The organism is Hungatella sp. L36 (assembly GCF_014288035.1).
The window spans coordinates 159,827-182,322 of the sequence record NZ_JACOPC010000010.1; the positions used below are offsets into that span (position 1 = coordinate 159,827).

A 22,496-nucleotide genomic window follows, 5' to 3' on the forward strand; every position below is an offset into this window, starting at 1 on the left:
CATTTTCACCGCCTGTACGATAAGGATAGTAACGGACATCAAAGATCGGAGGAAATGGAATGAGAGTAAATCTGAATTTCAACCTGCATAAGAATACGCTTATCAATACCGCACGGGTAAATGCATCATTCGCCAAATACCAGTCAGGGCAGGATAAGAAGAGCGGGGGCATACTGGGAAACCGTCCGAAAAACGACCGTTTCACCCTCTCCCCTCAGGGTAAATTAATAAACATGATTGAGAATCTGACCAAGCAGAAACAGGCGCTTGTGGATCAAAGAAACAGTCTGGTGGAAACGACCTTAGGCGACGGCGGAAAGATGGAGGACATCAAGGATCAGCTCAAATCGTACAAGAAGCAGATCGAAGCCATTGATAAACAGATCTCTAACGCCTACACCCAGCAGGCCAAACAGTGCATAGAGCCGGAAGACAAAAAGAGTTCTGACAAAACAGACAAGAGTAAAACCGACGATCAGCTGACGACCGAACACCTTACAACTCTGGCCGCTGTCTCCCAGGATCTCCGCCATGCGGAAAAGATTTCCGCAGTTCAGAGCCACATAGAGGGCGAAGCCAGAATCAAAGAATCGGAAATTGATCTTGGAGCGGTTCACGTCGACGCCTTAGTGAGCAAGGGACTCGGCGGCGACACGGTAGGCGCCCTCATAGAAAATGAGATGGACTCCATCGGACGTTCCGAGCAGGAAGCCGGACAGCTGCATGACAAAGCATCGGAGCTGGCGCTTCGTCAGGGAGAACAGCTCCGGAAATCCCGGGAGGAATTAGAGCAGACGGATGACGCCCAAACGAAAGGGGCAACGGCACCGGAAGACACAGATGGGCCGATGGTTGATCAGGGGAAAGATGGGAATGACGAAAGGGATGGGGAGTAGAGCCTCAACTATTCACTTTATTATTACATGCCAAACACTTCCATCAGCCATTCGATACTATCCTCTGGCCAGCGCAGCACTCGCCCACAGACCTCTGCAGACGGGTGCATAAGCGCAGGCCCTCCGATGGATACACCATGGGGGCCAAAAGCATATATATGACTCTCATACGCCACCCCCGCCGCTGTCAAAGCTGTAACTAGAGAAACTGTACTCTCCACCGGTACTACATGGTCATTTCGCGTGGCAAAAATGAAGCAAGGGCAGGTATCCTTGTCTATAGATGCAGCAACATCCGGAGCCTCCGGGTACCGTTCCACCGCTTTTACCCCTCCGGTCACAGCATACCCCAATATGGCAGCATTGGGTTTGTTGACTGCCAGTGAGGCTGCACAGCCAGCGAGATGCCCGCCTGCTGAGAACCCCACCACTGCAATTCGATTACTGTACAGATGCCATCTGTCTGCATTTGTTCTGATCAACTCCATAGACTGTTCATAGTCCTGCAGTGGGGCAGGCCAAACACTCTCCTCCCCCACTGAATATTCCAGAATAAAAACCTGAAACCCAGCCTTCAGATAGACGTATGCCACCGGATCAGCCTCTCGCTCAGAGCACTTCCTGTATCCTCCTCCCGGCAGAATTAGAATTCCGGGTCTTCTTCTGATATGAAAGAACTCTCCACCCACAGGCTGCAGATAAGCAGTCAAAATCACGTGGCGCTTCTCATTTAATATCATACGCTCAACAGTCATGTCCAATAAATCTCCTGTATCGTTCTATGCTCCATTATTCTCTGTCCAGCACTGCCTACATTTCCCAATGCTCCAGATCACTGCTAAATGCCAGTCCCAAAGCGCCACCGTGTTCCCTCAGTGTATCTCCATGAAAGAACATCAGCCATTTGCCGCTCCTCGCTCTGTCATCCAGTACCATAGGCGCAGTGGGTCCCCCCGGTGCCCATGGCACCTTCGGAAAATCCAGATACCGAATCCCTTCCCAATGTATTAAATCATTTGATTCCGCAGTACCAATCCCCCGACCTGGTCTGCAGGGGGCAAAATACATTCTATATCTTTCTCCCACTCTGATTACGCATGGATTTTCCACAGTAGAACCGTCCGGCGTCTGTTCCTGGCGCAAAATAGGCTCAGCCTCTGAAGCCTCCTCATAATGCACCAGATCCAGGGATTTCAGAAGGCCCAGACAGCCGTCCGTCTTGTACAGAACATGGAAGCTGCCCTCTCCCTTCACCAAATAAGGATCTATCTGTCTGGGCGTAACTGCCCATGGTGCCTTACAGCCTGCCGGATCCATCGCAACCGGCCTGGAGAACACCTTCAAATCTCTGCTTACTGACGTCCAGAGGCGACAGTTTCCATTTCCATATTGCTCTCCTCTATCGATGGGATAGCTCTGCATACATAACACAAATTCTTTTTCATTCCAAATACAGTTGCCTGGACTGGAAAATCCTAACGGAGAATCGAATAAAATCTCTGGCGCAGACCACTTTCTAAGATCATTGCTAATAATTCTGGCCAGGGAGAGTGTGATCCCCTCCTGCAGCGCCTGTTTACTGTCAATATGCGTATAAAAGCAGTGATAACTGCCATTATAATAGCAAACTGCAGGATCGCGCATCCAGATGTCCTCTTCCCAGTCTCCCTGAAGCATCATTCCTTGACCCCTCCCAGAGTTGCCCCGCCCATAATATACTTTTGAAAAATAAAGAAGATGATAATCGGTGGGAAAATGGCAAACACAATACTCACCAACTGCTGGTCCAGAGGGAAGCTATAGCTGGACTGGGCATTATAGAGCTGCAGCATCACCGTCTGCCTGCTTCGGCTGGGCAGCACCAGATAGGGCAGGAGAAAATCCCCCCAGGCGCTGTTGACCGTAAATATGGCCACCACTGCAATAATTGGCTTACTTAGTGGCAGAATAATCCTGCTGAATACCTTAATCCTTCCACAACCGTCCAGACGCGCAGCCTCCACCAGGGAAACAGGGAGACTGTCAAAGGAATTTTTGAACAGCAGGATATTGAAGGCATTTGCGCCTGCACACAACCACATGGGCCAGTAAGTATCTGTAAGATTAAGCCCCAGCAGCGGCAATTTAATCATATTCTTGAACAACGGGACCATACTCAGCGTGTTAGGCAGCAGCATTGTCCATATAATTAAGGTGATAATGAAAGCCGATCCTCTTGGCTTTAAGCAGCTCACCACATAACCTGTGATCCCGTTAAATACCACAGAGAATATTACACAGCCTGCTGCCAGAATAATTGTGTTTAAGTAGTACTGACCGAATTTCAACTTATTCCAAACATCTGCAAACTTTCCAAAATCGTAAGCTGTTGGCAGAAGTCTGGGCGGAATTTCCATCAGTTCCTTGTGTGTTTTAAAGCTGGACAGCAGAATCCAAAGCGGCGGCAGAAGGCAGATTAGAGCTACCCCAAGAAGAACTGCAAAAATCGCCCAGTAAATCATCTTATTGCCTGTTTGATTCATATCCATGGAGGACAGTGTACCGGTATCCTTGTTTTTAAACATCTTGCCGCTGCTAAATCTGAAACTTCTTACCTGTTTTGTATTTTCCAGCGCTTGTCTTATTCTGTTCATTTTCCACTCACCCATTAGTCTTTCTCTCTCGACGCAATCTGGTAGATCACGGTAAGAACTGCCAAAATCAGGAATGTGATCGTGCCCACAGCCATAGAGCGTCCTGCCTCAAAATATCGGAAACCGTAATAGTAACTGCTAAGCATTAAACTCATAGAAGCATTATTGGGTCCGCCGGATGTCATCGCCAGCGGTTCCTGCATAACCTGAAAAACACTGATAATCTGCCGGATCAGCATCAGACCCATCAGACTCTTGATGCAAGGCACCTGTACATACCATATCTTACGAAAAAATCCGGCGCCATCTATGCTGGCTGCCTCGTAGAGATCCCTGTTAATCCCCTGCAGTGCCGCCAGATAGATCAGCATGGCGCTTCCGAAGCCGCGCCAGGTCATGGTAATGACAATAAGCGGTATAGAGAGCTTGGGATTCTGAAGCCACTGTGACGGTTCCAGCCCCAACGCTCCCAGAAGTATATTTAATATGCCGCCCTTTCCCGGATCAAAAATGAAGTACCACAACAGGGCAGTGGCCATCCCAGGTATCATGGCAGGGAAGTAAAACAGAAATCGAAATACTGCCTTCAGATGAATCATCTCGTTCAGCATAACCGCCACTACAACGGGAATCAGAAATCCGATTAACAGGGACCAGAAAGTATAGGCAAACGTATTGGTAAGTGATGCCAAAAATTCCGAGTTCGTTATAATATCACTGTAATTCTGAAGTCCGATAAACGCTACCGCGTCATATCCTTTGGTTTCGAAAAATGAAAGCACCACCCCCGATACAAGCGGCTGCCACAAAACCACGATAAACATGATTACAGACGGTACTAAAAGAACCCATGAGCCAATGTCCTTCCTGATCACATTCAGAAACTTCCCCCTTCCTTTACTTTTCCTTGTTGCACGTCTCTCTCTGCTCACTTTCCTCCACCTTTCCCCAAAATGTCTCTGCAGGTTATACAATATTTCAAAAAGAATTAATTACTTACCTTATCCAAATAATCCTTTTGAAAATCTGCTGCTGCCTTAGTCAAAAGCTGCTGAGGATCCGCATTCTCTTTAGTAAATATCTCCTGTATTACAGAATCCAGTGCCTTGTATAGCTCCTGTGCATTAACAGGAGGCTCTGATCTCAGATTCTCCGAACTGTGTTCACAGTATGAATTCCAAAGACGCATATCCACATTGGTGTGCTTGTTTAAAATTTCATTTTCTTTCTCGATTCGGTCTCCTGATGTCCAGATCCGCACGCCCAAAGGACCTACCGGAATACCCTGTTCCTCAAATTCAGCGTATCTCTTCTCAAAGCCCTGCATTGCTTCCTCCGTAAATACAGGAGATTCTCCCAGTACCGTAAGCCATTTCAGGATAGCCTCCTGCTGGGCAGGTGTGGTTCCAGGCGCCACCATATATACATTTCCGCCTAGTTGTGCCGCACCACCGGCTGGCCCCTCAGGTGTAGTGGAAACTGCAAAGTTATCCTTACTCATACCGGTACTCTGTACAATTCCCTTCACCATGTTCAGATGGCAGAGCCCCATGCCGACCTGATCCGCACCGTAGATATTTTTAAAGTCATTCAAATCGCCTAATGTATTATCTGGCAGAACATTATATTTCCAGCGAAGATCCTTTAAGAACTGGAGTGCAGCCACAGCCTCCTGACTGTCAAACACGGCCTTCCACTTTCCATCCACCTGCTCCTCAAACTCCGCACCGTAACTCCATGCCAGATTGGTAAACATCCAGCCACCATGGTTCGATGTAGTCGGGTAGAAGAAACCGGGCTTTCCGGTTTTTTCTTTGATGGTAACAGCCGTCTGGGCAACCTCATCCCATGTTTTAGGTAAAACAGGCAGTCCCTCCGCATCTACAAGTCCAGCCTCTTTAAATACTTCCACATTATACATCATGCTCATGGAATAAGCACTGACAGGGATTCCATAATATTTTCCGTTCTTCTCCACCTGAGCCAGCAGCTCCGGATTGATGGCCGCCACTACACCATTGTTCTGGATGGTGTCCGTGATATCCTCAGCATATCCTGCATTCACAATCTTCTCGATTTCCGTGAACCAGGTCATATACAGGTTGGGCAACTGACCGCTGGCAGCTTTTGGCAGGAAGGTATCAACTTCGTAAAGATACTCATCCTGCTCAATTGTGATATAGGGATAAAGTTCGTTCATGGTTTTCTTGTAACCTTCGTACAACTCATACTGCTCATTTTCAGGTGTCGGCCAACCGCCGATGGTTATGGTCACAGGCTCTGCTTCCGACTGGGCGGCACTGCTGTCTCCCGATACCGCGTTTTCCGTGCTTGCAGGAGTCGCGCCTGTCTGATCCTCACTTCTGTTTTTGTTTCCACAGCCGGCCAGCATTGTTACGGACATAGCACATACCAGCATACAACACATTATTTTTTTCTTCATCTGTAATCCTCCCTGTTTGCTTTGTTTTTTGATATCATCAGCTTATCACACACTACCTGGATTGATCTATTTGATAATCCTGCGAAAACGGGGACAAATCTGCTCTTTTCTGTTAAAATACTTTAGAAAGTACTTTAGTTGATCTATAATATATATATTACAAATTGTTAAAAGGAGGACATCCATGATCCGTCTGCTTATCGTAGATGATGAATACTATATCAGGCTTGGTATTAAAAATGCTATTGACTGGAAGTCTATCGGCATAGAAATCGTGGGGGAAGCGGAAGACGGCGAACAAGGACTAGCCATGGCTCTGGAGTTGGAACCAGACCTGCTCCTTATAGATATCCGTATGCCATTTTTGGATGGTCTGGAGCTACTGGAAGAAATCGCAGCCCGTCATTTGGACTGCGGTGTCATTGTACTTAGCGGCTATGATGAATTTGAGTACGCTCAGAGGGCTATTAAGTACGGTGTTCTGGATTACCTGCTCAAGCCAATCGATAAAAATAAATTAAAAGAAACAGCCATGAATGCAGGTATTGCAATCCGGAAAAGGCGCAGTGTTCAACACTATCAGCAGCTGGTAAACAAGGAGCAGACTGCTATCAGGGCTCAATTTTTAAGAGACTTCATCTGCGGCACGATTACAGACGAAACTTTTGCCGACTCCCGGATTCAGGAGCTGCATCTTCCCCTCTCAGATGGTCCTTTTCAGGTAATCTGTGTCAAACTTGATGACTATAGCCTGCTGGAGAGGCAGCTGCCGCCCGAGGAGCTGGCTGATCTGCGGGACTGCGTATTCACCTGCCTTTCTAATTTCTTTCTATTAAGCAAAAGCTCTATGGGTATGATCACAGATATCTCCCTGGAAGAATGGGCCGTAATACTTACCCATTTAAATACCGCGACGTCCCTGGAGAAGGAGGCTGAACTGCGGAGTAATATGAGTGATTTTTTTAAAGCGATTGAAGAGCGCACCAGCCATACTGTCTCCGTCAGTATCAGCCGCCTTTGTGAGCTGGTAACAGACCTTCCGGCCATTTGCCTGGAAGCCCGGCTGGCTAACAAGAAGTATCTTCCCTGTGCCAACAGTACGACCTGGGCGGATAAGGAGGAAGGGGGCAGCATCCGTGCTGAGGTGCAGGAGGCCCTACGCTTTATCAAAGAGCATTACCGGGAGGAGATCACGATTCAGCAAATTGCAGATGCCCTTTACTTAAGTCCCTACTATCTGATGCATATTTTCAAAAGCGATATCGGCAAGACCTTCAACACCTTCCTGACAGATTTTCGCATGGAAACAGCAAAGGAACTGCTGCAAATACCTGGCTGTAAAATCTATGAAATCGCCCGGCAGGTCGGATATTCCGATGTAAAGTACTTCAATAAACTTTTTAAAAAGCACACAGGACTGACCCCCAGTGATTTTATAAGGATTCATTATGCAAAAAATTAAACGTTTTCTTTATACTCTAATCCGCAAATTTCAGGTCGGAACCCGTATCCTGATTTTTCTCATTACAATGCTTATGATTATTGCCACCGGCGCGGTCATTTTTTCTCGCTATTATGCCAAAACTATCGCAGACCAATATGTCTACGACTATCTCAGAACAGAGCATAAACGGATCATCAACAGTATGGAACTCTATATGGAAGAGATTATTATGGTTTCCCTTCGATATAAAAATACGAATGCCTTTTATGATATCCTCCAGAAACCTGACTTAACCGTATTTCAGAAGGAGAGAGCCCTGCAGGAAGCAGCGGAAGGCATACAGCCCCCTGTTTCCAGTTCCATCGGAAATGTTTATTTAATAGACAAACAGGAGACTGTCTACCAGATCGCAGTTCAAGCTACCGGTGTTCCTCTGCCGGACCTTTCTGAGTGGAGAGCGCTTGGAGATACTCCCTATTACCATATTGGAAAACTGGTCCGGTCTTCAGACGGCCGTGCATGGCTGCCTATGTATATGCAGCTCCACAATTATAATACCATGCAGACGGCTGGCGGACTGGTCTTCTATCTTCCTCAGGACCCTATCTCTGTCCTGTATGCCGGACTGCTGGCTTCCGGCGAAGAAACCGGCAGCCTGAACGGTTCCACCTTCGTTACAGACAGCAGTGGTATGATTCTGTCACACAACGATGCTTCACAATTGGGTACACGGCCTGACAATCTTATTTTTTCGGAAACCGATGCCCCCTTTTTGGTATCCACTGCAAAGATAGACGGTGAAAAATCCATCATTATATCAACTGCCTTCAGTCCCAGAAGCAGCTTGATCGGTTTTTCATGGCGCCTGGTAAGTATTCTTCCCTATGATGATCTGTTTCATGTGCTGAATCAAATCCTGGATGCGCTTTTGACCGCATGCTTTACCATGATCATACTTGCTGTTTTTCTCTCCTTCTTCCTTACTGGCCATTTGACCCGTTCTTTAAAAAGACTGCAGACCAGACTAAAAGATTTGGGCAGCGGAAACCTGGATTCCTTTTTGGACAGCAATCCCAGGGACGAACTCTGGGATCTGGAGCAGGGATACAATGAGATGGTGCAGCAGATTTGTGAGTTGTTGGAAAAAAACAGATTAGAGCAGGAGAAAAAAAGGGAACTGGAACTCACCGCCCTACAGGCTCAGATTAATCCGCACTTTCTGTATAATACACTGGATGCCATAGGCTGGATCGCAGTTATGAAGGGACAGAATGAAATAGAACAGATGGTGATGGAACTTTCCCGTTTTTTCCGGCTCAGTTTACACAAAGGGGATAAAAAAATTACGATCGAGGATGAGATGGGTATCGTCATCAGCTATGTAACCATTGAACAGCTCAGAAATCCTGGAAAATTTGATATCAAATATGAGATTGAACCGGAAATCACAGGGTTACTGGTACCCAAGATCATTCTGCAGCCTATTGTCGAGAATGCTATCAAGCACGGTGTCTCCCAGGTCCGACGCCATGGCATGATCACTGTCAGGGGATATCGGAAGGGAGATGACGTTTACCTTGAGGTATCAGATAATGGCTGCGGATTCCGTCAAAAGAGCAGTCATATACACGGAAGCGGATACGGTCTGAGAAATGTAAATGAACGTATTCAGCTGGAATATGGCAGCGAATACGGTATTTCTGTGCAGAGCATTGAAGGTGAAGGCACTACTGTGCAGATACATATCAGCTTTGAGCAATCATAAGGATCATTCAGGATAAAACCTGCCGAATGCATTTCAACCCATACTTCTCTATCTTCCTTCCAAACCGGAATGCATTCGGTGCTTCAGTTTATTCAGAGGAACCATAATACTGTCAGAAACAAAACGCACTCCCAGAAAGATTAACAAAATGCTAATTAGAAACAGAACAGCAAACATACCGCCAACCTGCCAGAGCAATTTATCCATCTGCAGATGAATTACCTGGATCAGCCGATCGCGCGACTGAGGGAGTTCACGGATGGATATAGTTCTACCCGCCAGTATATCAAACTCGGTATTTTCTGCTTCCAGAAAAGGCTGCAGTTCTTCGCTGCGCCGCCCGATTCCAAACCAGGCTCGGTCCGGTGAGACTATGGCCACAGTCTCCTGCCATGAAATCACGTTTTCTTCCTTAATGGAGTCCTGCATAAAGGAAGAAACATCCAGATCCGCAGTCAGATAGGCGATCTGCTTTCCCTCATCGGACACAGGCATCAGGTAACTCAGACATTCATAGCTGCGTGCTGTTCCTTCCCGCAAAAACCAGAGGGCGCTGTCCCCCTTTTGCTTCGTCTCGTTCCACATCTCTGCTATTCTTTCAGGTTCCAGTTCCGCATAGCGCACATTGCTGTCCCCTCTGGCGCGTTTCAGGACCCCATCCTCAATACAATAAATTCTCAAAGAAACAATGTTTCCTGAACTGCGTATAAAATCACTTATTTTTTCATTTACAGCAGTCCAGTCGTGTCTTTCAATCGCATTGGTAAACTGTGGGTTATCCCCAAACAGTCTAATCTGTTCCCCCAGCACCGCCAATTTCTGCTGATAATTCTGATACTGCTGCTCCATGTGAGATCTGGACAATGCCGTGTAATGCCTGGTGTTATAGTCTGTCAGAATGTAGAAAGCAGCTGTATTTACAAGAAGTGAAAAAATGCTTAAAAACAAAATCAGGGTTATCTTTATTTTTCTGTTATGCCGCTCCATTCCCCAGTTTCCTCCCCTGCCATTACTCCCGTTCTTTCTCTCAAGAATCGCCGTTTATGCAGCAAAAAGCCATCCGGTCATATTCCCATCCCATGCGCCTCTCTCCATGCCTTCACTTCCTCCAGCCGCTTCTTCGCCGCCTTCTCATTCCCCTCTTCCGTGGGGACATAATACGTCCGGTCTTTCAGGGAGTCAGGCATACACTGCATGGCGGCGATCTTGTCCTCTGTCTGGTGGGCGTACTGGTAGCCTTCTCCGTAATGCAGCTCCTTCATCAGTCCCGTCGGCGCGTTGCGGATCACTAAGGGATCCCTGCTTGCCAGCGGCCCCACGGCAGCCCGGTCGTCAAAAAGCGATAATTGTTCCATCATAACTCAGCCACCTTTTTTATTCGATCCATTTATTTAGCTTCTATTTTACCATGGCCTGAATGAAATATCAAACTCCATACCAGGCAAACTCATGCTTATTTGTATATAAGCAAGCAGGGGAGTCCAAGGGAAGCCGTGATCATTTTCCTTGCAGAATAGTGAATGAGCAGCCTCCCGACTTCTTTATATGGTATACTGGCATCATAGCACTGCATTGCAGACAAGATACCTGATTTACCGGATTATCGCCGGAGAACGAAAACGATTTGAGGAGGAGAAAATGAAACTATCTGCATTGATCGGACACTGGGGTCTGGAATCCGGGGAAATCCGGCAGATCCAGGACTGCGTATGGGAAGTCTCAGGAACCTATATCTTAAAGGCATATGAAAGGCTCAGTGATTTGGAGCGGAATGTACAGATTATGAAGGTGCTGCGCTCCATGGACATACCGGCAGCCGAAGTAATTTCCACCAGCGAGGGCACGGATTACTTATGCAGCGCTGAGCGCTGTTATATGGTGACAAGGAAGCTTCCCGGAGCACCAGTAAAGGATATCAAAGAGGTGAAAAAGCTCGCCTGTCAGATGGGTCAAATAATCGGCAGGCTTCATCTGGCCTTCCAGACATGTGAGGAGGAGCTGGACTTCTGGGACAACAGCCTGTTAAGCGAGATGAAGGGCTGGGTAAAGGATGAACTGAACAAAAATGGCTGGACGGTAATTGCACAGTCTGATTATGAGAACGCCGTTTCCAGCCTGGAACACGTGTATGACAGGCTTCCATTCCAGCTGATTCACAGAGACGTCCATTTTGGAAACTTCCTTTTCCAGGAAGGCGAATTTACCGGTTACATCGATTTCGACTTAAGCCAGAAAAATATCAGGATTTTTGATCTCTGCTATTTCTTGATGGGACTGCTGGCAGGGGAGGAAGGTCTCCGCCCCAGCACAAATGAATGGCTTCTGATGATCGCTGAAACAGTGGCCGGATATGAGAGCCAGATTACACTGACAGCCGTGGAAAAGGAGGCATTTCCCTGGGTAATGGAAAATATCGAGCTTCTCTTCGCCTCCTGGTTCACCGGAATTTCCGACTTACGGTGCGCGGAGGATGCGGCAAAGCTGTTTCATTTTGTGCAGGAAAATGAAACAGCGATAACGGATACGCTAAAATTGTAAGCGTTTAATACCTGAAGAGGGAGTGTTTTAAGAATACCTCTAAAACACTCCCAAGAGAAAATACCGGCGAAACACTCCGCCGGTGGACCGTCCTGCTGTCCAGCCGACAGCGGCCATGTTGTTTCATTCATTTCATTAGCAGTTGTGATTCGGCTGGTGTGAAACGATCATCCGGATAACATGCAAAGGTCAGCTTTCCGTTGTTTTTTCTTATGCTTTCGCTCACAAACGAATAGTAGTATTTTCCCAGAAGGCTTATATAAATATCCAGATCCAGTCTAGTAGTCAGCGTCTCCGGAAATTTTCCGCCCGACAGTTTATTTTCTTTTTTTGTTTTGTATTTTTTCTTTTCTGAAACTCCAACATCCTCAACAAATTCAATCCTGAAAAAAGCTGCTGCATTCAGATAATATCATCATGCGGCAACTTCTTTCACTGGTATTCACCATATTTAGTTCAAATACTTTAGATCCTTCATAAATTTTACGACAATGGGTTTTTCCTCTATGGGTACCTGAACATTCATAACCGTATTTTTTATTCTAGTTATGTGCATGTTTCCAATGTATACGTTCCATAATACTTTAGGCTGAGAAAATTTTCAGAATATCCACTCTGTAAACTCAACTCCAATCTGATCCTTAATGTATGCAGTACCACTTTTTCCCAACTCTTCCACAGGTATGGTAATACAATTATCAACATACTCATAACCACAATTTTGGGTATTCTTTTGAAATTCCTCAAGTGTTATTGTTTCCGTGGGTATTCTTTTGATACAATACAGAGTTACTGCTATTACAATGGCAATGACTATACCAAAAATAATTAAAACTTTTTTTCTTCTTTCACCTTAATTTCGTTTTTACCAGTTCCTGTCTTTCTAAATACTTACATTGCATGAGGCAGTCCGTTAAAAATGGAGTCGAGCAGGGAAGATTATATCTCCCCCCTCTCCCCATCATTATATACCTTTTACAAATGGCAGTTCAACAAGACTTCAAAGTATGTCTTTCAATACAATAATCCAAACAAGCTACAAGCACTGCTTTTGATAACCCTTCTTAGCGGTATTCTGCCACCCCCGATGAACAATCCACCCATAAATATAGATTCGGCATGGTCTAGGTAAAGGGCGCATAAGGATGCGCCATGAGCCAGTTATATCGGCTCGTTGGCCCGATGTGAAACAACCTCACTTTTCCGGGAATTATAAAAAATCTCAGGGGCAAAAAGTGTGTAGGTTAAAGGCCAAGTGGCTTGACGCCACCCGATTGGAGGACATCGCCCGACAAAACCGGGCGAATACCTATAGACTCAATTTTAATGCTCTCTGTAAAACTTCAAAGCCATTTTTAAGTACTTTTTTTATTAAATTCTTCTCATCATCTGCCCATTTTGGCAAAAAATCTTCACCACTCTTCTTTAGTGACGGCAAATTACAACCGTAAAATAATTTATCATAAATATTTTGAATTTCTTCCGATTTACTGTCTCCTAAAAAATCACAGTCTATCGATTTTGCCATATCTGATAGAATATTCCAACATGTTATAATTACATTACAGTCTAAAATTTGCATGTCTAACTTTTTTAATATATCGTCTGTTATCTGCAGAACTTCAGAATCAATACTATATCCTTTACTTTCTGTAAAAGCCTTAGCCTCTCCAACATTTGCAAAAAATTTTATCTTTTTGTCCTCATCTTGTAAAAAGCCATCAATTTCATCTGTATACCAAAGTGTGCAATATTCTGTTTGATTGACTTTAAACTTTATAGGATAAAATTCTATTATTTCCTCTTTATTCAAAATCACGAACACCCCATTTTTTTATTTGGTTGTATTCACTACCTGGACCAGTTTTGTAATTTCCTGCACCATATTTTTCATCCATTTAACCGTTTGGCGAAATCTTTGCCACGCTCTCCTTTATACGGTCGACTGCCTTTGGCCCATTTAGGAACCTCTAAAGTCTTTTCTTTCCCTGATCCTGATTTAGGCTTCTTATATTCTCGTTCCTCACTCTCAGAATCCCCTTAGCACTGACGCTGAACCCTCATAACTTTTACGCCTTTTTCTCTGTTCTTCTGGAAAAAGGCGGTAAATCAATTACTGTGTTTTTATTTCTTTCATCTTATCACAAGCCTTTATCAAATGACAGCCTTTATTACTCCGGCTCCCGGTATTCCGTATGATTTTTCAGCATCCCCTACACGATATTGACCAACCTGCGGGCGATGCAGATCAGCGCCTGCTGTTTATTCTTTCCTTCCGCTACTCTTTTCAGATAATACTCCTGGAATACTTTATTCCTCGGCGTTCCGTTGGTGGATATCTGAATCATTCGGATGGCTAAAAAGTAAAATAGACTGCAACAGTCTGTTTCCCTGCTACGGGCACATATCCCTCCCTTTTTTTCCGCCGAAGAAAAGTTAATCGGGCATATCCCTGCTAATTTCGCCTGCTTATTGGCTTTGGGAAATCGGTTGATGTCTCCAATTTCTGACAGCATATTTGCCGCTGTTATTACCTCCATTCCAGGCATGGTCATCCGTGTGCAGTTGAATGTCGATAAGCGTTATGTACCGAATTACGCCCTACGGCAACGGCCATCGCAAGGGGGATTAAGCCTGTCTGCTTCCCTAACCTCGGATTTCACAAGTTATTCTCCTTTCGGAGTTGTCGTATTTTAACTCTGAAAAGGAGTATCCGCAAGTCATTTGGGATCAGTACTGAATGTTTGTGAAATGTGATACAAAAATGGCGGACTGATTTGTGTCATAGTGGTATCGCCAGAAAAGAAAAGGAACTAGCAGCCAATATCATATAACCGCTGGTTCATTACTATGTTTTTCTGGCAGTTTCAATCAGCCACTTTTCTCTCCCTTATACCCCTTGGTGTGCGCCATTTTACCATGGAACCAACCCGCATGTCAATTTCCTTTTCCTTGTGTTTTTCTTGCTGGTTCCTTACTTTTGGTATTCATTTCAAAGGTCGAAAAATAATCTGCTGGGTGGCTTTGCGGCACCCAAATTTTGTAATAAATCGGATTCTCCCACCCAAAACGCCCGAAACACCACAAAATCAAAGGATTATGGGGTGGCTCAGAAATACTCCCGGCTAATAACAGTTTTTCGGCAAAGCGGCACCCTTAGCGGGGATGTCTCTGATTCATGATTTTTCCTGCCCCTGTGGCGCGCCATGACCGCCCGTGTTGCCCTTTTCCGACCGACTTCGGAAAGATGTACCATGAACCATGTATATCAGCTCGTTGACCCGATGTGAAACAACCGTCATTTTCCGAAAATCAAGAAAAATTGCAGGGTCGAAATGTGTGCTGGTTAAAAGCTGGGTGGCTTTGACGCCACCCAGCCGTGGGACATTGCCCGGCAAAGCCGGGCCAAATACTATTTATGTTAGATTCCGAGTATTCTTGTAAAAATCGCATATTCCCTTTTGGGGATCATAATACTCCCAATTTAAATAATAGTTAATTGCCAATGCAGTTTCTTCCCACGATTCTCTTGCGCATCCTTCCAGTAACTTTTTTATTTCTTCTGTAATATAATTTATATTTTCCTCCATATTAGAACCCTTAACAATAAATACTGATCTTATTAACATTGCCCCTATCCCCTTGGATAATTTCTCTAATCGCTTCGGAGTCATTATTCTAAAAGAAAAGCAATCTGCACCTTTATCACCTTCAGTATTTATACATGCTTCTAAATGCATAACAAAGTCTTCTATATCCTCTGGTTCCTCAACATCTAAAATACAATCTAAAATTGGTATAACCATTTAAACCTCCTAGAAAAATATCAGTCTTCAATAATGCCCACATGATAATTTGTTAATTTATTTCCCGCTGAATCAAACATTTCAAAGTTTGCCTCGTAAACCCCCTTCGTTTTTTTAGTCATAATTCTGAAAGACTTTGTACCATCTTTACTCGTGTATTTAATCAAACCATTTTCCATTGTCGTTTTATATCCTTTTCCGACAAATTTCTGACCTGCTTCCATTACTGTATTCACATCTACATTTGTTCCGGATAGTCCATCAATTTCCTCAGAGTTCTTTGCTAATTCAGCTAATTCATCTGCTGAAGGTGGTTCCTTAGTCTTAGAATCCCCCTTGGCACTGACGCTGAACCCTCATAACTTTTGCGCCCTTTTATCTGTTCTTTTGGAAAAGGCAGTAAACCAATTACTGTGTTTTATGCTTCTTTCATCTTAGCACAAAGTATTCGTAACCGACAACCATTATTGCTCTGGTTCCCGGTATTCTGTGTGATTTTTCAACATTCCGTACACGATATTCACCAGTCGTCTGGCAATACAGATTAACGCCTGCTGTTTATTCTATCATTCTGCCACTCTTTTAAGGTAATACTCCCGAAACACCTTATTCCTCGGCGTTCCATTCGTGGAAATCTGAATCATCTGAATTGCCAGAAAGTAAAAAATTGCTTGTAGCCGCCTGTTTCCCTGCTTCGGGTACATATCCTTTCCTTTTCCCGCTGACGAAAAGTTGATCGGGCATATTCCTGCGAACTTTGCCAGCTTATTGGCGTTGGGAAAACGGTTGATGTCTCCTATCTCTGACAACATATTCGCAGCGGTTGTCACGTCAACACCTGGCATGGTCATCAATGTACAGTTAAATGACGGCAGCATAGTTTCTATCGCTGTCTCCACAATCTCAAGCTGTTCCCGGTAATGCTCCAAGTCTCCTGTAATATTTCGCGTGATGGCATCCCGACTCTCCTGATGCTCCCTTGTGGTCTGACCGTCCATACGTACCAGTTCTAATATTTTCCCTGCCCGTTTGATGGAGCAGTTATTGTGGCTGATTGGGCGCAGTTCTGCCACCAGTTCTTCCGCGGTCTTCCCTTTTAGGTGTTCCTGTGACGGATATCTAAGCCAGAAATAAAGCGCTGTCCTTCGGCTGATATCACCAAAGAATTGTTTGTAGCTCGGGTACGCTACGCAAAGCTGTTCATATAATTGATTCTTTAATCTCTGCTGATGGGAACAGATGTTGTCCCGGCGATTCACCAACTGGCTTAAAGTCCAATAAGCATCAGCCGGCACGGCATCCGGCAGTTTGTCCAGCATATTGATTAGTACAAGTGCGACCGCTTCTGCGTCGTAACTGTCATTTTTTTGATACTTCGGTACGCTTTTTCTCTGGGCATATGACAACGCGGTATTCACGTCTTTCACCATACAGCCTTTTTCAATCAGCCACACCGCCAGCGCGCAGCCATAGCCGTAGGCATTCTCTAATCCGTATGCCGCTGTCTTTTCTTCTGTTAAAAAGCGGCTTACTTTCCTTGTCAGCTTATGGAACTCTGATGGTTTGTTTTCAAAGGTGATCTCCCCCAGCTTTTCGGAGTTGTCGTATGTTAACTCTGAAAAGGAGCATCCGCAAGTCATTTGGGAGCAGCTCTGAATGTTTGTGAAATGTGATGCAGAAATGGCAGGCAGATTTGTGACATAGTAGTATCTCTGGAAAAGAAAAGGAACCAGCAGCCAATATCATCTGACTACTGGTTCATCACTATGTTTTTCTGGCAGCTACAATCAGCCTCTTTTCTTTCCCCCTTATACCCCCTGGTGTGCGCCATTTTACCATGGAGCCAAACCGCAGGTCAATTTCCTTTTCCTTGCATTTTTCTTACCGGTTCCTTACTTTTGGTATTCATTTCAAAGGTCGAAAAATAATCTGTTGGGTGGCTTGGCGGCACCCAAGTTTTGTAATAAATCTGATTCTGCCACCCAAAACGCCCGAAACACCACAAAATCAAAGGATTATGGGGTGGCTCAGAAATACTTCCGGCTAATAGCAGTTTTTGCGGTAAAGTAACACCCTTAGCAGGGAGGTCTCTAATTAATGATTTTTCTTGCCTCTGTGACACGCCGTGACCGCCCGTGTTGCCTTTTTCTGGCAGGACTCGGAAAAGATGTACCATGTACCAAGTATCTCGGCTCGTTGGCCCAATGTGAAACAGCCTCACTTTTCCGAGAATCATGACAAATCGCAGGGTCGAAAAGTGTGCAGGTTAAAGTCTGGGGTGGCTTAACGCCACCCAGTCGAAGGACATTGCCCGGCAAAGCCGGGCAAATAAAAAATAATAATTATAAAGGATTACCACATTTCCACTCTGGTATTAGCAGAGAAAAATCACTTAAATATCTAGTTAGCTCTTCTTCGAGGTTATAAATTCCACAAATACCTTCTAATATTCTGTCACTTTCCAAAATTGAATCAGAAATTTCCAATCCATTATCATAGTATTCCACTGGTATTTCATAATCACGGATTTGGAAATAAGTACTTTGAACTTTTTGTTCACTAATAGTTTTTGTGATTTCTCTATAATGTCCTTCTGTACTCAGCTCATAACCAAAAACTGTTATAAAATGTCTAAGTCTTGAATCCGTAGGCTTTAGTTCCGCTGCCAGCGTACAGCCAGTTATTAGATCATTAATCTGTTTAATAGATAATTTCACGTTATATCACCTCTAATCCATATTAAAAAATATTCTAATTTCTTTACCACTTGCAGGATAAATTTGTAAATGTGGCATAGCTCCGTCAGGATTATCCAAACTGTGACCTAAAAGCCAGCCATCATTTCCAGCTTCTGTATCCCAATGGTATGTATTCGCTTTTGTACCATACATATTTTTTACATCCATTGCATCCATACCAGTTGTATTTGTGTATCCATCACTCTGATATAAATTTAAAAATAACTCTTCCGCCTCAGATTTACTATTTACAGTTACCGACTTTGCGCCATTAGTTAATTGATCAGCAGCATCTTTTACAGTCTTAGAGGACCACTTTATTGACTCAGAATCCCCCTTGGCACTGACGCTGAACCCCCATAACTTTTACGCCTTTTTCTCTGTTCTTTTGGAAAAGGCGGTAAACCAATTACTGTGTTTCTATTGCTTTCATCTTAGCACAAACTGTTCGCAACCGACAACCGTTATTGCTCCGGTTCCCGGTATTCTGTGTGGTTCTTTAACATTCCGTACACGATATTCACCAGACGTCTGGCAATGCAAATCAGCGCCTGCTGTTTATTCTTACCTTCTGCCACTCTCTTTAAGTAATACTCTCGAAACGCTTTATTCCTCGGCGTTCCATTCGTAGAAACTTGAATCATCTGGATTGCCAGAAAGTAAAAAATCACCTGTAACCGCCTGTTTCCCTGCTTTGGACACATATCTTTCCCTTTCCCGGCAGACGAAAAATTGATTGGGCATATTCCGGCGAACTTCGCCAGCTTATTGGCATTGGGGAAACGGTTGATATCTCCGATCTCTGACTGCATATTTGCCGCTGTTGTCACATCCACTCCCGGCATGGTCGTCAAAGTACAGTTAAATGACGGCAGCATAGTTTCTATCGCTTTTTCCACAACCTCAAGCTGTTCCCGGTAATGCTCCAAGTCTCCCGCAATACTTCGCGTGATGGCATCCCGACTCTCCTGATGCTCCCTTGTGGTCTGACCGTCCATACGTACCAGTTCTAATATTTTCTCTGCCCGTTTGATGGAGCAGTTATTGTGGCTGACCGGGCGCAGTTCTGCCGCCAGTTCTTCCGCTGTCTTTCCCTGCAAGCATTTCGGCGATGGGTATTTGAGCCAGAAATGCAAGGCCGTAGCCCGGCTGATATCTCCGAAGAAGCCTTTGTAGCTGGAATAAAGCACACAAAGCTGCTCATGCAGTTGTTTCTTTAATCTCTGCTGATGAGAGCAGATGTTATCCCGGCGGTTCACCAACTGACCCAACGTCCAGTAAGCATCGTCCCGCACGGCGTTGGGCAGTTTGTCCAACATATTAATCAGCACAAGTGCAACCGCTTCTGCGTCATAGCTGTCATTTTTCTGATACATCGGAACGCTTTTTCTCTGGGCGTAGGACAATGCTGTGTTTACGTCTTTCACAGTGTAGCCTTTCTCTAAAAGCCAAACCGCCAGCGCACGGCCATAGCCGTATGCATTCTCCAATCCATATACCGCTGTCTTTTCTTCCGTCACAAACCGACTGACTTTTCTCGCCAGCTTATGGAATTCTGATGGTTTGTTCTCAAAGGTAATCTCGCCTAATTTCTGATTCCAGCAGTCAAGCATGACCGCCGTGTGTGTTTCGTTATGCAGGTCAATCCCCACATAGATGATGTTTTCATTTCTCGTCTGAATCCTTCCTTTTCATCCTGTCTCCATCCGTAATCAAAAAATCACCGGCAACCTCAGCTGATAAGCGTTATGTGCCGAATTACGCCCTACGGCAACGGCCATCGCAAGGGGGATTAAGCCTGTCTGCTTCCCTAACCTCGGATTTCACAGGTTATTCTCCTGTCGGAGTTGTCGTATGTTAACTCTGAATAGGAACATCCGCAAGTCATTTGGAAGCAGTTCTGAATGTTTGTGAAATGTGATGCAGAAATGGCAGGCTGATTTGTGACATAGTAGTATCTCCAGAAAAGAAAATGAACCAGCAGCCAATATCATCTGACTACTGGTTCATCACTATGTTATTCTGGCAGCTACAATCAGCCTCTTTTCTTTCCCCCTTATCCCCCCTGGTGTGCGCCATTTTACCATAGAACCAACCCACAGGTCAATTTCCTTTTCCTTGCGTTTTTCTTACCGGTTCTTTACTATCGGTATTCAATTCAAAGGTCGAAAAATAATCTGCTGGGTGACTTGGCGGCACCCAGCTTTTCTCATTTCCAGAATTTTGCCACCCAAAATGCTTGAATCGCCCACATTAAAGGCTTTTGGGGGTGGCAAAGCTACAAAATCACTATATCAGGCAGTCAACTTTTTTCGAGTCCCAATCCAGCGATTTTCTTTCATCCGGTTTCCATTGGTCCGCTCCCATCATCCTCTTTCCCCTGTGACGCGCCGTGACCTCCCGTGTTGCCGATTTGATTTGGAAACGGGATCGGAAAGATGTACCAAAAAGCAGGTTTCTAGGGAAAATCGCAGGGTCAAAAAGTGTGCGGGTTAAAGGTTGGGTGGCTTGACGCCACCCAGACCAGAGGACATCGCCCGGCAAAGCCGGGCGAATCTTTACTATCAATACAAAAAACAAGATAGAAATTTATCCTTATTTTTTATATTTACATTTAAACTCTCTAACCATTCAAATGACTCATTCAACTGTTTTCCCACAAGTTCTTTTCTCTCTTTTTTAATATAATCTGTATCAAATTCGCTATCTACAATATCTTTAATAAATTTAAAGCATTGCACCTCTTCATCATCAAAAAACATTCCATCAAAGATGCCAATTAAATCCTCTAATTCTTGATACTGCTGTTCATCCATTACTATTTTCATACTTACCTCACTTAAGCTGTATAATTTTATTTATTACATGCCCTGGATTAGCTGATGTAGAATGTTCTGCTCTTTGAGCAATTATCTGTAATTCCTTAAATCCTTGATTTTTTGCTTGCTCCTTTACAGTATTTAACCAAGTTTTAAATTCACTAGCACCGATTTGATTTGGAATATCTCCTTCATTCGAATAAATTGCTAAATCCTTCAAAATTAATCGGTCTCCCTCCACTTCCACCTCTGCCAATGCATCTATTCTATGTCCATCAACATCTATAGAATCCTCATACAAATCACCAGTTTTGAATTTAGCTTTAGAATCCCCCTTGGCACTGACGCTGAGCCCTCATAACTTTTACGCCTTTTTCTCTGTTCTTTTGGAAAAGACGGCAAACCAATCTCTATGTTTCTGTTTTTTATCCTAACACAAAGTGTTCGTAACCGACAACCATTATTGCTCTGGTTCCCGGTATTCTGTATGGTTTTTCAGCATTCCATACACGATATTCACTAATCTGCGGGCGATACAGATCAACGCCTGCTGTATATTCTTCCCTTCTGCCACTCTCTTTAAGTAATACTCCCGGAATACCTTATTCCTCGGCGTTCCATTCGTGGAAATCTGAATCATCTAGATTGCCAGAAAGTAAAAAATCGCCGGTTTCCCTGTTTTGGACACATATCTTTCCCTTTTCCAGCAGATGAAAAGTTGATTGGGCATATCCCGGCGAATTTCGCCAGTTTATTGACATTGGGAAAGCTGTTGATATCTCCTATCTCTGACAGCATATTCGCAGCAGTTGTCATGTCAACACCCGGCATAGTCATTAAGGTACAGTTAAATGAAGACAGCATAGTTTCTATCGCTGTTTCCACAATCTTAAGCTGTTCCCCGTAATGCTCCAAATCACCAGTAATACTTTGTGTTACGGCATCCCGGCTCTCCTGGTGTTCCCTGGTGGTCTGACCGTCAGTACGCACCAGTTCCAATATCTTTTTTACCAACTGGCCTAGTGTCCAGTAAACATCAGCCAGTATGGCATCCGGCAGTTTATCCAGCATATTGATTAATACGAGCGCAACAGCTTCCGCATCATAGCTGTCGTTTTTTTGATACATTGGAACGCTTTTTCTCTTGGCATAGAACAACGCTGTATTCACGTCTTTCACCATACAGCCTTTTTCAATCAGCCACACTGCAAGCGCATGGCCATCGCCGTAGGCATTCTCTAATCCGTATGCCGCTGTCTTTTCTTCTGTTAAAAGCGACTTACTTTCCTTGTCAGCTTATGGAACTCTGACGGTTTGTTTTCAAAGGTGATTTCACCCAGCTTTTGGTTCCAACAATCAAGCATAACCGCCGTGTGTGTTTCCTTATGCAGGTCAATCCCCACATAGATGATGT

General features: G+C 44.5%; 23 protein-coding genes and 1 pseudogene. 4 read left to right on the forward strand and 20 right to left on the reverse strand.

Annotated elements, in window-relative coordinates; translation table 11 throughout:
- Window positions 1-59 precede the first annotated feature (59 nt).
- Window positions 60-896 carry a hypothetical protein gene (locus tag H8S80_RS21860; protein WP_117632881.1) on the forward strand — a complete coding sequence of 279 codons (837 nt, stop codon included), beginning with the start codon at window positions 60-62 and terminating at the stop codon, window positions 894-896.
- 23 nt (window positions 897-919) lie between these two features.
- Here H8S80_RS21860 and H8S80_RS21865 read toward each other — a convergent pair whose 3' ends face one another.
- The 5 genes from H8S80_RS21865 to H8S80_RS21885 all read right to left on the reverse strand — a co-directional run bounded on the left by H8S80_RS21865 (window position 920) and on the right by H8S80_RS21885 (window position 5,972).
- A complete protein-coding gene (locus tag H8S80_RS21865) occupies window positions 920-1,651 on the reverse strand; it encodes an alpha/beta hydrolase (protein ID WP_117632882.1) in 732 nt (243 codons plus the stop codon).
- 55 nt (window positions 1,652-1,706) lie between these two features.
- Window positions 1,707-2,576, reverse strand: a complete 870-nt coding sequence (locus tag H8S80_RS21870) for a glycoside hydrolase family protein (protein WP_117632883.1) — start codon at window positions 2,574-2,576, stop codon at window positions 1,707-1,709.
- Window positions 2,573-3,460 carry a carbohydrate ABC transporter permease gene (locus H8S80_RS21875; protein WP_181988014.1) on the reverse strand — a complete coding sequence of 296 codons (888 nt, stop codon included), beginning with the start codon at window positions 3,458-3,460 and terminating at the stop codon, window positions 2,573-2,575. The genes H8S80_RS21870 and H8S80_RS21875 overlap by 4 nt, the downstream gene beginning before the upstream one ends.
- Window positions 3,461-3,543: 83 nt before the next feature.
- Window positions 3,544-4,461, reverse strand: coding sequence for a carbohydrate ABC transporter permease (locus H8S80_RS34365; protein WP_207662651.1), 918 nt, complete (start codon window positions 4,459-4,461; stop codon window positions 3,544-3,546).
- Window positions 4,462-4,517: 56 nt separating this feature from the next.
- Complete coding sequence (locus H8S80_RS21885) at window positions 4,518-5,972, reverse strand: ABC transporter substrate-binding protein (protein WP_117632885.1); 1,455 nt, start codon at window positions 5,970-5,972, stop codon at window positions 4,518-4,520.
- A 184-nt stretch (window positions 5,973-6,156) separates the two neighbouring features.
- Between H8S80_RS21885 and H8S80_RS21890 the strand changes: the two genes are divergently transcribed.
- Both H8S80_RS21890 and H8S80_RS21895 read left to right on the forward strand, forming a co-directional pair.
- On the forward strand, window positions 6,157-7,434 hold the full coding sequence (locus tag H8S80_RS21890) for a response regulator (protein ID WP_117632886.1): 1,278 nt from the start codon (window positions 6,157-6,159) through the stop codon (window positions 7,432-7,434).
- Window positions 7,421-9,181 carry a sensor histidine kinase gene (locus H8S80_RS21895; RefSeq protein ID WP_117632887.1) on the forward strand — a complete coding sequence of 587 codons (1,761 nt, stop codon included), beginning with the start codon at window positions 7,421-7,423 and terminating at the stop codon, window positions 9,179-9,181. The genes H8S80_RS21890 and H8S80_RS21895 overlap by 14 nt, the downstream gene beginning before the upstream one ends.
- A gap of 48 nt (window positions 9,182-9,229) precedes the next feature.
- On the opposite strand, the gene H8S80_RS21900 is transcribed toward H8S80_RS21895, so the two are convergent.
- The gene (locus H8S80_RS21900; RefSeq protein WP_117632888.1) at window positions 9,230-10,168 is read right to left on the reverse strand and encodes a hypothetical protein; all 939 of its coding nucleotides are present in this window, start codon (window positions 10,166-10,168) and stop codon (window positions 9,230-9,232) included.
- Between the two features lie 77 nt (window positions 10,169-10,245).
- A pseudogene (locus H8S80_RS21905) lies at window positions 10,246-10,491 on the reverse strand (AAA family ATPase); the annotation flags it as partial.
- Window positions 10,492-10,819: 328 nt separating this feature from the next.
- Between H8S80_RS21905 and H8S80_RS21910 the strand changes: the two are divergent.
- Window positions 10,820-11,719, forward strand: coding sequence for a phosphotransferase enzyme family protein (locus H8S80_RS21910; protein WP_181988015.1), 900 nt, complete (start codon window positions 10,820-10,822; stop codon window positions 11,717-11,719).
- Window positions 11,720-13,028: 1,309 nt separating this feature from the next.
- Here H8S80_RS21910 and H8S80_RS21915 read toward each other — a convergent pair.
- From H8S80_RS21915 to H8S80_RS34375, 13 genes are all read right to left on the reverse strand, one after another.
- Window positions 13,029-13,532, reverse strand: a complete 504-nt coding sequence (locus H8S80_RS21915; RefSeq protein WP_118033047.1) for a hypothetical protein — start codon at window positions 13,530-13,532, stop codon at window positions 13,029-13,031.
- A gap of 400 nt (window positions 13,533-13,932) precedes the next feature.
- Window positions 13,933-14,274 carry a transposase gene (locus H8S80_RS21920; protein WP_117630805.1) on the reverse strand — a complete coding sequence of 114 codons (342 nt, stop codon included), beginning with the start codon at window positions 14,272-14,274 and terminating at the stop codon, window positions 13,933-13,935.
- 861 nt (window positions 14,275-15,135) lie between these two features.
- Window positions 15,136-15,525, reverse strand: a complete 390-nt coding sequence (locus H8S80_RS21925; RefSeq protein WP_002603630.1) for an Imm8 family immunity protein — start codon at window positions 15,523-15,525, stop codon at window positions 15,136-15,138.
- Between the two features lie 20 nt (window positions 15,526-15,545).
- Window positions 15,546-15,761 carry a hypothetical protein gene (locus H8S80_RS21930; RefSeq protein WP_117630806.1) on the reverse strand — a complete coding sequence of 72 codons (216 nt, stop codon included), beginning with the start codon at window positions 15,759-15,761 and terminating at the stop codon, window positions 15,546-15,548.
- A gap of 330 nt (window positions 15,762-16,091) precedes the next feature.
- The gene (locus H8S80_RS21935) at window positions 16,092-17,165 is read right to left on the reverse strand and encodes a transposase (RefSeq protein WP_117630807.1); all 1,074 of its coding nucleotides are present in this window, start codon (window positions 17,163-17,165) and stop codon (window positions 16,092-16,094) included.
- A 215-nt stretch (window positions 17,166-17,380) separates the two neighbouring features.
- Window positions 17,381-17,647, reverse strand: coding sequence for a hypothetical protein (locus tag H8S80_RS21940; RefSeq protein ID WP_147338530.1), 267 nt, complete (start codon window positions 17,645-17,647; stop codon window positions 17,381-17,383).
- A gap of 220 nt (window positions 17,648-17,867) precedes the next feature.
- Window positions 17,868-18,242 carry a hypothetical protein gene (locus H8S80_RS21945; RefSeq protein WP_117630808.1) on the reverse strand — a complete coding sequence of 125 codons (375 nt, stop codon included), beginning with the start codon at window positions 18,240-18,242 and terminating at the stop codon, window positions 17,868-17,870.
- A gap of 12 nt (window positions 18,243-18,254) precedes the next feature.
- Window positions 18,255-18,416 (reverse strand): hypothetical protein, encoded by a 162-nt coding sequence (locus tag H8S80_RS21950; protein ID WP_181987881.1) that lies wholly within the window; start codon window positions 18,414-18,416, stop codon window positions 18,255-18,257.
- Between the two features lie 311 nt (window positions 18,417-18,727).
- Window positions 18,728-19,915 carry an IS110 family RNA-guided transposase gene (locus H8S80_RS21955; protein WP_117630809.1) on the reverse strand — a complete coding sequence of 396 codons (1,188 nt, stop codon included), beginning with the start codon at window positions 19,913-19,915 and terminating at the stop codon, window positions 18,728-18,730.
- A gap of 912 nt (window positions 19,916-20,827) precedes the next feature.
- Window positions 20,828-21,091 carry a hypothetical protein gene (locus tag H8S80_RS21960; RefSeq protein ID WP_118090527.1) on the reverse strand — a complete coding sequence of 88 codons (264 nt, stop codon included), beginning with the start codon at window positions 21,089-21,091 and terminating at the stop codon, window positions 20,828-20,830.
- A gap of 7 nt (window positions 21,092-21,098) precedes the next feature.
- Window positions 21,099-21,302, reverse strand: a complete 204-nt coding sequence (locus H8S80_RS21965; protein WP_243007840.1) for a hypothetical protein — start codon at window positions 21,300-21,302, stop codon at window positions 21,099-21,101.
- Between the two features lie 240 nt (window positions 21,303-21,542).
- Complete coding sequence (locus H8S80_RS34370) at window positions 21,543-21,722, reverse strand: hypothetical protein (protein WP_243007841.1); 180 nt, start codon at window positions 21,720-21,722, stop codon at window positions 21,543-21,545.
- The gene (locus H8S80_RS34375; RefSeq protein ID WP_243010334.1) at window positions 21,719-22,264 is read right to left on the reverse strand and encodes a transposase; all 546 of its coding nucleotides are present in this window, start codon (window positions 22,262-22,264) and stop codon (window positions 21,719-21,721) included. The genes H8S80_RS34370 and H8S80_RS34375 overlap by 4 nt, the downstream gene beginning before the upstream one ends.
- Window positions 22,265-22,496 lie beyond the last annotated feature (232 nt).

Excerpts from the sequence above, each read along its gene's own strand:
- H8S80_RS21950 (WP_181987881.1), bottom strand. The coding sequence starts at position 18,416 with ATGTATGGTACAAAAGCGAATACATACCATTGGGATACAGAAGCTGGA.
- H8S80_RS21900 (WP_117632888.1), bottom strand. The coding sequence starts at position 10,168 with ATGGAGCGGCATAACAGAAAAATAAAGATAACCCTGATTTTGTTTTTA.
- H8S80_RS21860 (WP_117632881.1), top strand. The coding sequence starts at position 60 with ATGAGAGTAAATCTGAATTTCAACCTGCATAAGAATACGCTTATCAAT.
- H8S80_RS21910 (WP_181988015.1), top strand. The coding sequence starts at position 10,820 with ATGAAACTATCTGCATTGATCGGACACTGGGGTCTGGAATCCGGGGAA.
- H8S80_RS21885 (WP_117632885.1), bottom strand. The coding sequence starts at position 5,972 with ATGAAGAAAAAAATAATGTGTTGTATGCTGGTATGTGCTATGTCCGTA.
- H8S80_RS21865 (WP_117632882.1), bottom strand. The coding sequence starts at position 1,651 with ATGACTGTTGAGCGTATGATATTAAATGAGAAGCGCCACGTGATTTTG.
- H8S80_RS21920 (WP_117630805.1), bottom strand. The coding sequence starts at position 14,274 with ATGACCATGCCTGGAATGGAGGTAATAACAGCGGCAAATATGCTGTCA.
- H8S80_RS21935 (WP_117630807.1), bottom strand. The coding sequence starts at position 17,165 with ATGACTTGCGGATGCTCCTTTTCAGAGTTAACATACGACAACTCCGAA.
- H8S80_RS21890 (WP_117632886.1), top strand. The coding sequence starts at position 6,157 with ATGATCCGTCTGCTTATCGTAGATGATGAATACTATATCAGGCTTGGT.
- H8S80_RS34375 (WP_243010334.1), bottom strand. The coding sequence starts at position 22,264 with ATGGTGAAAGACGTGAATACAGCGTTGTTCTATGCCAAGAGAAAAAGC.
- H8S80_RS21870 (WP_117632883.1), bottom strand. The coding sequence starts at position 2,576 with ATGATGCTTCAGGGAGACTGGGAAGAGGACATCTGGATGCGCGATCCT.
- H8S80_RS21875 (WP_181988014.1), bottom strand. The coding sequence starts at position 3,460 with ATGTTTAAAAACAAGGATACCGGTACACTGTCCTCCATGGATATGAAT.
- H8S80_RS21925 (WP_002603630.1), bottom strand. The coding sequence starts at position 15,525 with ATGGTTATACCAATTTTAGATTGTATTTTAGATGTTGAGGAACCAGAG.
- H8S80_RS21960 (WP_118090527.1), bottom strand. The coding sequence starts at position 21,091 with ATGAAAATAGTAATGGATGAACAGCAGTATCAAGAATTAGAGGATTTA.
- H8S80_RS21895 (WP_117632887.1), top strand. The coding sequence starts at position 7,421 with ATGCAAAAAATTAAACGTTTTCTTTATACTCTAATCCGCAAATTTCAG.
- H8S80_RS34370 (WP_243007841.1), bottom strand. The coding sequence starts at position 21,722 with ATGATTCAGATTTCCACGAATGGAACGCCGAGGAATAAGGTATTCCGG.